Below are 10,507 nucleotides of genomic sequence, written 5' to 3'. Positions count from 1 at the left end.
AGGTGTTCGAAATGTGGAATTCTTTCTTTTTAGGCTAACTAATATTTATGCCTAATTTTTATCGCTCCACAGGTTTTGCGCTTGATCCGAAAAGAGGTATAAATAAAGGGTAATATTTTTAATTATATTTGAATACTAATTAACAGATGAAAAAAAGTAGTTTTAAATAAAAAATGGAGGAGGTCATTTTGCTCTAAAATTAGGCATCACTTTAAACTGGAATTGGCAACTTATCGTCTTAGACCATTTCTTTAAAACGAAAATCCGAAAAGTTGGCATTTGTACTATAAAATGTAAGTCGTCAAATTGGTTTATATAGATTTATAAATTAGTTGTTAATTGGTCTTGATCATTTATTTCATCGAATTGATTGGGAATATCGATTAGTCGAATGCTTATACTATCGTTATTATTAAAGATTGTGATAGGTTTAGTAATATTAGGTATGTTGTTAATTGAATGTGGAATAATTAGATAAGTACAAGCTGTTTCAAAAGGAATTAAATTGATATCGCTTAACTTTCGTTTCTTCCAAGTTTCTAACGTTGTATTATGTTTTTCTAATTTTTCTTTAGAATCTGAAGTTTGATTGTTTTTCATGTTTTTAATTGTTAAAAGTACATAAGATGAATAAAAAGGGTAGGAGTTTAAATTTTGCCGATTCGGATAATATGATAGTAACTGCTAGAGCTTCACCGAGGCTTTCGTCTTCACTTACTGACATAACTATAGAAGTATCATATCCTACTGCATATATGGTTTTTATGAGAAATTTGCAGCTAGATTTTTTAATTACTCTGATTGATAGAAGGACGCTAACCCAGCTTTATCATTAAATAATACTACTTTTTATTAACAGTTAGTACTTATTTTAACTTTTAGATAGTTCAAATCAATGGTGTTGATTAAGACTGAATGTGAATATTTTTTTACAAAAAGAGAACTCGAAATTGCAATCATACATATTGCGTTGGCCGAAAAAGGTAAAGTGGAAATAATTTCTGTGAATGTGTTTAAAAAGAAATAGAATATTAAAATAAAAATCACTAATAAATAATTAAAAAACAACACTCTAAATTTGGTTATTCTAACGTTAGTAATCTTATTCAAATCAATTGTTGTGGTACTGTTTTTTACTGTAATTACTAGCGTTTTTTCGGTCAATGAAAAATTTTCATTATTCTTCTCGATTTCTATAAGTTTGTTGTAGATTAAATTAAAGGTATTCATAGAGTATAACTTTAAGCATCTTGTATATACAGCTAGTAGCCTTTGATATCCTACAAAAAAGACCTTTAATTTATCGTTAAAATAAATTACACTAAGCTGTATAACAAGAAATTCCCCAAATCTTGTGTCAAAAATATAAAATGAATTTCGTTTTTGTGTTGATTGTACCTATTAGTTAAAATAATAAACCTATAATTTTTTTTTAAGCTTATGATTAAGATGTTTATTATGTAAACAAAAGTTATCTTGCCGCAATATACTATTTACTAAAAAATAAAATCAATTTAAATGAATACTGCATTTTCAAATAAAAATAATTTAGCAAATTCTATTGATTTAACTTTATTAGGATTAAATAATGATTTTGATAGGATGTTATTATTTGTGTCAGAAATGTGCGATATTGAAAATGCTTTTATTACACTAGCAGGCATTGAAGGGCATTCTATAAAATCTAAAATTGGTTTAGATTCTTTAACTAATCCAATTGATATTATTTGTTTTCAGCAGCTTGTTGATGGTAATGAATTTTTAATAGTGTCAGATCTTCCAAATGATTTAAAATTTCAATCAATTGATTTCAATAATTCCTTTAATTTTTTTGCTGGATTTCCTATAAAAGTGCCAGGAAGTTTAGTTCCAGGAACAGTATGTATTTTACATAAAGAGGCAAAACAACTTTCTTCAATTGAATTAAAAACGATAAACCAGACCATCTTTCAAATAGAATCCTTACTGCAGTTGCATCTTGAAAATCAAAGGTTACAGGACATGTTGCATCAAAAGGGAAATAATTTTGATTTGCTTATCAAAAATTCATTGGAGGTTTTTTATCAATTTGATTTAGAAGGAAATGTCATTTATGTATCGAAAAACTGGAACAGTTCAATTGGTTATTCGAATGATGATATTTTGGGAAGTAGTTATAATAAATTTATCCATCCAGACGACCTTGACTCCTGTTCGGAGTTTTTAAATATGGTGCGACAAAAAAAAAATGAGATAAATGAGCATGCATACAGAATCAGGCATAAGGATGGTCATTATATGTGGTTTTCTTGCAAGATAGATTTACTAGTAAATAGTAAAGGCACCTTCTTTATTGGCGCCTCAAGAGATATAACGGAATATGTAGAAAGTCAAAATAAACTAGTTCAGCAAAAACAATTTTACGAAAAAATTATAAATGGAATCCCTTCTCAAGTAACGGTATTGGATAATGATTTTAGGTATGTGTATGTAAATCCTAGTTCTATTATAAATGAAGAACTACGAAAATTTATTGTTGGAAAAAACGACTTCGAATATGCAAAAAAAACGAATCGAGAAGATACATTTGCAATAAATCGAACGATTAAGTATGAAGAAGCAATATTGACAAAACAACCAACACTATGGGAAGAAGTAATCTATAACAAGCTTGGGGAAAAAACCTTTCATAGTCGAAAAATAGTCCCTTTGTTTCATAAAGATGGAACATTTGATGTGTTAATTGGTTTTGCAGTAGATATTACCGAAAGTAAAAATGCTCAATTGGAATTACTTAAAAGTAAACAACTAACCAGTAATATTATTAAGAATGCTGGATTTGGAATTATGGTTCAAGGGGCACAATCGGAAATATTGGAAAACAATGATGCTGCTTGTCAAATGTTGGGCCTTACGCAAGACCAATTGCAGGGTAAAACTTCCTTCGATAAAGACTGGCGTGTAATACACTTGGATGGGACCGATTTTATATCTGAGGATCATCCAGTTCCACAAGCTATTAAACTATTAAAACCATTATATAATATTATTATGGGGGTTCATCGTCCTATGACGAATGATTTGGTTTGGTTGTTGGTCAATGCAATACCTGTATTTGGAGATAATAAGGAATTGATTTATATAATATGTTCCTTTAATGATATAACGTCGCTAAAAGCGGCAGAAGATGCTTTAAAAATAAGTGTCGAAAGATTTGAGCATGCCAGTAAAGCTACCTCAGATGCTATGTGGGACTGGGACCTTCTAACTGGAAAAGTCTTTTTTGGAGGAACAGGCCCTACTTTATTTGGACACAAATTTGAGGATAGTACTTTACATATTTCAGAAAGTATTGAATTTGTGCATCCTGAAGATATAGATTATGTAGCTTATAATATTGAAAAGGCCTTTGGCGAAGGAGCGACTACATGGTCTGATGAGTACCGCTATTTAAAATCTGACAACACTTATGCTTGGGTAAAAGATAAAGCAGTAATTCTAAGAGATGTTAATGGTAAAGCCATTCGTGCGATTGGTGCGCAGCAAGACATCACTTACGAAAAAAAGCTGAAAGACGAATTAACACAAAGTGAAGAGCAGTTCAAAGGAGCATTTGTTAATTCACCAGTTGGTATAGCTATTGTTGGACTAAAAGGCGGTTGGTTGGTAGTAAACAACCAAATGGAAGAAATATTTGGATATACAGAAGAAGAATTTAAAGTGCGAACATTTTCAGATCTTATACATCCGGATGAGGTAGAGATAGATCAGGCTAATTTAGAATTACTAACATCAGGATTTATATCTACTTTAAGTAGAGAAAAAAAATACATTCATAAAAATGGAAGTAGTATTTGGATACATTTATCTGTTTCACTAATAAAAAATAGTTGTGGGGAATTAATCCACTTTATTTGCCACTTTATCGATATTACTATAAAAAAAGAATTAGGACAAGCAAATAAGTTATTAGTAGAAGAAAATAATAAAATAAAGATTATGCAGCTGGACGAAGCTAAAAATAGGTACCGTGTTCTAGCAGATAACATGGTTGACTTGGTCTGCTCACACAGTCTGGATGGTAAATTTCAATATGTTTCACCATCGATAAATTATATACTAGGCTACGTTCCTGAAGATTTAGTTGGATTATCTCCTGATTATTTTGTACACCCTGAAGATTTAGTAAGATTACAAAGAAGCATAGTGAATTTTATAGCAGGAAAACAAGATACGGCAGTGGAAGTTCGATTTATAAATAAAAAAGGGCTGTATATTTGGTGTGAAATTAAAGCCAATTTGGTAATAGAAGATTCTGGGGCTAATAGTTTCCATTCTGCTACTAGGGATATTACAGCTAGAAAAGTTGCAGAAGCAAAAGTGGAAATTGCAATGCAAAAAGAACGAGAATTGAACGATTTAAAGTCAAACTTAGTTTCTACCATTTCACACGAATTCAGGACTCCTATGACGACCATACGAGCAAGTGCTGAGTTAATCGAAATCTACCTTGCGAGTCAGAAAATAGAAAACAAGACACTTTTAGAAAAGAGAATAAATACTATTTTAGGGGAAATTGATCGTCTTGTTGAATTAATGGATACCGTTCTAGTTATTTCGAAAGATGACTTAGGGAAAACTAATTATCACCCTATCAGGTTTGATTTAAAGCAAATTTGTTTTGATGTTTTTGAATTATGTGATGTTAATCAAAAAAAAGGAATAAATATAACAACCTCATTTATAGGTGATAATTTCGATGTTTTTGCTGATCAAAAACTTATGGAATATAGTCTCATTAATTTATTGAATAATGCTTTTAAATATTCTAAAGGGTCTGTAAATGTGGTTTTTAATCTGTTTGAATTAGAATCTTCAATTACTGTAGAAATTATTGACTTTGGTATTGGAATTCCTGAAGAAGACCAACGTAAATTATTTAATACTTTTTTTAGAGCTAGTAATACAAATGGCATCCCAGGAACAGGTTTGGGGCTTTATATAGTTAAAATTTTTACAGAAAGAAACTCAGGTTTAATAACGTTAGAAAGTAAGTTGGGAAAAGGTACTAAAATCACCTTACAATTTCCGAAGCTGAAATAAAAAAAATCTTTTCTTTAAAAAAGGTAATAAATGGTGCACCTTTTGTTTAATGAATTTTAGAAAATGCAGTTTCTTTAAAATGAAAATAAAACATATCGCTTTTTATAGGCTAAACAAATATTAAAATTTATTACCTAAATAAGTTGTTTTGAAGTTTAAATTTTATAATTTAGATATTTTTTTTTATTAAATTGTAATAAATACTTACAATGGCTAAAATTCTGATTATTGAAGACGATATGGAAATAAGAACATTAGTTTCTGAATTCCTTTTGATACTGGGGCACGAAATTGTTGAAGCAATTGACGGAGTAGATGGATTAGAAAAGGTCCAAAATGAAGAGCCAGAATTAATTTTCTGTGACTTAATGATGCCAAAACTTGACGGATATGGTTTTCTCGAGCAACATAAGTGTTCAGATTATGCACATATTCCGGTAATATTAATGACGGCAATGATAAATCTGGATTACGAGTTAATTAACACGGAGTTTAATGTAAAAGGATATGTTCGCAAGCCATTTACCTTTGAAGAACTCAAGCAGGTTATAGAGTCTAATATTTTTTCAGTGTAATACCTTAATGACTGTTTATTTTTAAACAGTGAAATCTAGTGATTGATGCAACCTTATGCTGATTGCTTAAAATTTAATTGAAAGAATGTAGCCTTAAATTATAAAAATAAGCCATGATTTATTTGCAAAATAGGATTTAATTAAATAGTTTTTTTTTATTTTTAAATCTCAAAAATAAATTAAAAAAGCATTCTTTTAAACTTTTAATGATTTGATGTATTCTCGAGGAGACATTTCAGTATATGATCTGAAACTTGTAGAAAAATAAGAGAAGGAATTAAAACCTGTTTCATCGGCTAGAAACTGAATATTCTTTTCACCCAGATTAATAAGTTTTATAGCATATTCTAGCTTAAACTCTCGTACGTATTGAGTTGTGTTTTTATTAGTATGTTTTCTTATTTTTTTGTCAATTGTTGATTTACTCATGAAAAGTGCTGTTGATAATTCAGTAGTGTAAACTTTTGACTTCATGGTTTTTACAAGGACATCATTTAAGGATGTAATAAAATCTTTTTCAGATAATTTTATTGTCACTTTGGAAAATGGGTCAGGGGATAATTTTTTGATGATATTTTGTTTGAAAGCTAATATGTTTTTGATTTTTAATATTAGTTCTTTTGTCTTAAAAGGTTTCGTTATATAATCATTGACACCATTCTCTAATTGTCTATATTTTACCACCTCATCAATGTTAGCTGTAATTATGATAAAAGGAATAGAGTCTAGTTTAATTTCACGCTGAATTTTTAAAAACAACTCTTCTCCATTCATATTGGGCATCATAAAATCGCTAATAATAATATCACAGGTTTTGTTTTTAAAATAAAGGACTGCTTCTGCTCCATCTTTAAACCATTTCACTTCAAAACTATTTAAATTTAATATCTCTGCAATAGAAGCACCCAATGCTAAGTCATCTTCAATTAATACTATTTTTTTTTTTAATTTCATAGTACGAATTTAATCATTATAATTTTAAATTATAGCTATTTTTTTTTAATTATATCGTACTAACTAAGTTAGTTAGATTTGAAATAAATACTTTTAAGTAAGTAAAAATTATATTACAATATATCGCTTAATTATCTTTATAAAACGTGGGAAATTTAAAGTTCAATACTATGCTCTAATCGGGCTTCTTTTGATGTTATAAGCAACCTTTTATTTTGAAATTTTTACAATTTTAACGGATAAACTTATTGTAAATTTTAAAATAGAGAGTCGTTTTTGAGATAAACTGTAATAGAATAAGCAAATGTATAGGGCACCTCAAATTATAATATATATTATAATTTCATCTTACATTTTTTTTTAGATTATTTAGACAGGAGAGATAAGATATGCTCGGGTATTTACTTATCATTACTAGTGAGATGAAGGATCTTTACCAAGTTAATCTTATGGTAGAAATGTCTCATAAAATGCAGCAATGGTATAGGTCATGTAAAGAGCCTTTTTTTGAATATAAATATATTAATGGGTTAGTATATTTACTATGAGATAAAAAAACTCAAACGAATATATGGAAAAGGTTCTAGTAAAAAGGGAGCTAAAAATAAAAATAACATTACATGTAATTATGATTAAAAATAAAATTCTTCTAATTGATGATGACTTGACACTTAGAGAAACGATACATGAAGTTTTTTCTATTAAGAATTATGATGTTGTCTCTGTGTCTAATGGACAAGAAGCATTGGATTTATTAGATAATTGGATACCGGATTTAATAATTTGTGATATAATGATGCCTGTAATGGACGGGTTCTTGTTTCATGAAACAGTAAAAGAGGTCAAATCTTTGTCTGCTGTTCCCTTTATCTTTTTAACGGCAAAAAAGGAATATAATTTAATGCGAAAGTGCTTGCTTATGGGGGCAGATGATTTCTTGAATAAACCTTTTGTTATTAGTGTTTTAATAAATCTTGTAGAAACAAAAATTGATAGATTTAAAAAAATAAAAACAAATTATAATAATTTATACGTTGGTGAAAAAAAATATTTAGTGCATGAAATCAATACTGCTCTTAATGGTATTTTACCAATTATCAATATTTTAAGAGACGACCGACGTGATTTTAATAAAGAGAAAATTAATGAATTGCATGATATTATTAAATTATCTGGTGATCGGTTAAATAGAACGATGAGCAACTTATTTCTATATCAGAATTTTATTGATAATGAACTTGAATTTTTAGAAAATTCAGAAAGTAAAATAGTAAAATCAATTTCTAAAGTGAAAGTGGAAATTCAGAGATTATATGAAGATTCGGAGGAAAGGATTGTTTTTAAAATTAAAGAAGCTGATATAAAAATTAGTCAAAAATATTTAGATTTTATCCTTTTTGAATTGATTGAAAATGCACTAAAATTCTCTTTTAGAAGTACTGTTGTGGTTACAGGGGTGCCGTTTGAAGATAGATATTATAAGGTGGTAATACAAGACTCCGGAATTGGATTTAGTGAAGATGAATTAAAAAAAATTGATGCTGGGAAACAATTTAATCGTGAAATAAGAGAACAGCAAGGATTGGGACTAGGTCTTTTTCTGAGTAAGACAATCCTAAAAAAATCAAAAGGAGTTTTTAGCATCACTTCTACAGAAAATAAGGGTACAGAAATCACATTGTTTTTTCCTATGTAGAGTAAAAATAGTAGCTATCATTATTTTGGTAGTAATGTGATAATATATATATTCAGTTTTTGGTATAGCCTTGAAAATTTAAATAAAAAAAGCAGTCATAATTGAAATTATGACTGCTTTTTTTTTGAGACTTTAAGTTGATATAAGGTTTCAAAATTTGATTATTAGTTCCATATTCTATCTAAATCTGGGTAGTTTAATTTTAGTCTAGCTAAAGTAATAAACGGCATTAATTTTTAATAATAGTCCAGCTTTATTAGGAGAAAGATTAAGGCGGCAAGACCGCCTTATTTATAAACCTATATTCTAGTATTGCGGTTAGTATATTAATATTTATTCTACTGTAACTGATTTTGCTAAATTTCGAGGCTGGTCTACATTGCATCCTCTCATAACAGCAATATGGTATGACAATAATTGTAATGGTATTGTTGTTAACAGAGGAGTAAAGGCATCTAAAGTTTCTGGTATTTCAATAAAATGATCGGCAAGCTCTTTTACTTGAGTATCGCCTTTGGATACTACCGCAATAATTTTTCCACTTCTTGACTTAATTTCTTGAATATTACTAACCACTTTATCGTAGTGACCTTGTTTAGGCGCTATAACAACAACGGGCATTTTTTCATCAATCAGTGCAATTGGACCATGTTTCATTTCGGCTGCTGGATACCCTTCTGCATGGATATAGGATATCTCTTTTAATTTTAATGCTCCCTCTAAGGCTACGGGGAAGTTATAACCTCTTCCAAGATACAAGCAATTGGGCACCTCTTTGTAAATAGCAGCAATCTCTTTGGCTATTACCTCACTTAGTGCCAATGTTTCGGTTACCTTTTCCGGAATTAATTCTAATTCTCGCAAATGTCTATGGAAGTCTGTGTTAGACATTGTTCCTTTAGCCTTTGCCAAACGAAGTGCAATCATTGTTAAAACAGTTATTTGTGTCGTAAATGCTTTTGTAGAGGCAACTCCAATTTCTGGTCCAGCATGTGTATAAGCTCCAGCGTGCGTTTCTCGTGAAATCGATGATCCAACAACATTACAAACTCCAAATACAAATGCGCCATTTTCCTTAGCTAACTTAATTGCGGCCAATGTATCCGCTGTTTCACCAGATTGAGAAATAGCAATTACGACATCTTTATTCGTTATAATTGGATTTCTGTATCTAAATTCGGAAGCATATTCAACTTCAACTGAAATTCTAGCAAATTCTTCTATAATATATTCCGCTACTAATCCCGCGTGCCATGAAGTTCCACAGGCAATAATTAAAATTCTCTTCGCATTGAGAAATTTTTCAAGATTATCTTCAATTCCTGCCATTTGGATAATTCCATTGTTGGCATGAAGTCTTCCTCTGTAAGTATCTTTGATTACATTTGGTTGTTCATATATTTCTTTTAGCATAAAGTGATCATAACCCCCTTTTTCTATTTGTTCCAAATTCATTTGTAATTCCTGTATGTAGGGATCTACTAATGAATCGTCTTTTATTTTTCTAATTTTCAAAGGTTTATGCAAACGAACAATAGCCATTTCTTCATCTTCTAAATAAATTGCATTTGAAGTGTATTCTAGAAATGGTGATGCATCAGACGCTATAAAAAATTCACCTTCACCGACTCCAATTGCAAGAGGACTTCCTAATCGTGCTACAATAATCTCATTTGGTTTTTTTTTATCAAATACACAAATGGCATAAGCTCCCACAACTTGATTTAAAGCAACTTGAACTGCCTTGCCTAATTTTAATTTATCCTTTTTCTGAACATCTTCAATAAGATTAATCAAAACTTCAGAATCAGTATCTGATGAAAAAACATATCCTCTGTTAATTAATTCTTTCTTTAATGGTGCATAATTCTCAATAATTCCGTTGTGAATAATGGTTAATTCGCCTGAATTAGAAACATGTGGATGCGAATTTAAATCGTTTGGAACTCCGTGTGTCGCCCAACGGGTGTGCCCCATTCCAATAGTACCGTTAAATGTAATTTCATCCGAAGATTTTGCTTCTAAATTGGCAACTTTGCCTTTGGTTTTCGAAACTTTTAAGTCTGTTCCATCATAAAGTAGTATTCCTGCACTATCATAGCCTCTGTATTCTAAACGTTTTAATCCTTTTATAATAATAGGATAAGCTTCTCTATATCCAATATATCCAACAATTCCACACATATTTTTATTTTTTAGT

General features: G+C 29.8%; 7 protein-coding genes. 3 read left to right on the top strand and 4 right to left on the bottom strand.

What is annotated here, in order from left to right:
• Positions 1–321 precede the first annotated feature (321 nt).
• Both QO182_RS13035 and QO182_RS13030 read right to left on the bottom strand, forming a co-directional pair.
• Positions 322–600 (bottom strand): hypothetical protein, encoded by a 279-nt coding sequence (locus QO182_RS13035; protein ID WP_371562069.1) that lies wholly within the window; start codon positions 598–600, stop codon positions 322–324.
• A 252-nt stretch (positions 601–852) separates the two neighbouring features.
• The gene (locus tag QO182_RS13030) at positions 853–1,230 is read right to left on the bottom strand and encodes a hypothetical protein (RefSeq protein WP_371562067.1); all 378 of its coding nucleotides are present in this window, start codon (positions 1,228–1,230) and stop codon (positions 853–855) included.
• A 288-nt stretch (positions 1,231–1,518) separates the two neighbouring features.
• Here QO182_RS13030 and QO182_RS13025 point away from each other — a divergent pair, with 288 nt between their 5' ends.
• Complete coding sequence (locus tag QO182_RS13025; RefSeq protein ID WP_371562065.1) at positions 1,519–5,082, top strand: PAS domain S-box protein; 3,564 nt, start codon at positions 1,519–1,521, stop codon at positions 5,080–5,082.
• 209 nt (positions 5,083–5,291) lie between these two features.
• A complete protein-coding gene (locus QO182_RS13020; RefSeq protein ID WP_371542452.1) occupies positions 5,292–5,657 on the top strand; it encodes a response regulator in 366 nt (121 codons plus the stop codon).
• Between the two features lie 195 nt (positions 5,658–5,852).
• Here QO182_RS13020 and QO182_RS13015 read toward each other — a convergent pair whose 3' ends face one another.
• The gene (locus QO182_RS13015) at positions 5,853–6,611 is read right to left on the bottom strand and encodes a response regulator (protein ID WP_371542449.1); all 759 of its coding nucleotides are present in this window, start codon (positions 6,609–6,611) and stop codon (positions 5,853–5,855) included.
• Between the two features lie 571 nt (positions 6,612–7,182).
• On the opposite strand from QO182_RS13015, the gene QO182_RS13010 reads away from it, so the two are divergent.
• Complete coding sequence (locus QO182_RS13010) at positions 7,183–8,307, top strand: response regulator (RefSeq protein ID WP_371562063.1); 1,125 nt, start codon at positions 7,183–7,185, stop codon at positions 8,305–8,307.
• Positions 8,308–8,640: 333 nt separating this feature from the next.
• On the opposite strand, the gene glmS is transcribed toward QO182_RS13010, so the two are convergent.
• Entirely contained in the window at positions 8,641–10,491 is a 1,851-nt protein-coding gene (glmS, locus tag QO182_RS13005; protein ID WP_371542443.1) for a glutamine--fructose-6-phosphate transaminase (isomerizing), read from the bottom strand.
• Between the last annotated feature and the right edge of the window lie 16 nt (positions 10,492–10,507).

Origin of the sequence: Flavobacterium sp. Arc2 (genome assembly GCF_041431385.1) — a bacterium.
Classification (GTDB): Bacteria; Bacteroidota; Bacteroidia; order Flavobacteriales; family Flavobacteriaceae; genus Flavobacterium.
The sequence above is the reverse complement of the archived record's forward strand: the minus strand, read 5'-3'. Positions and strand labels throughout refer to the sequence as shown.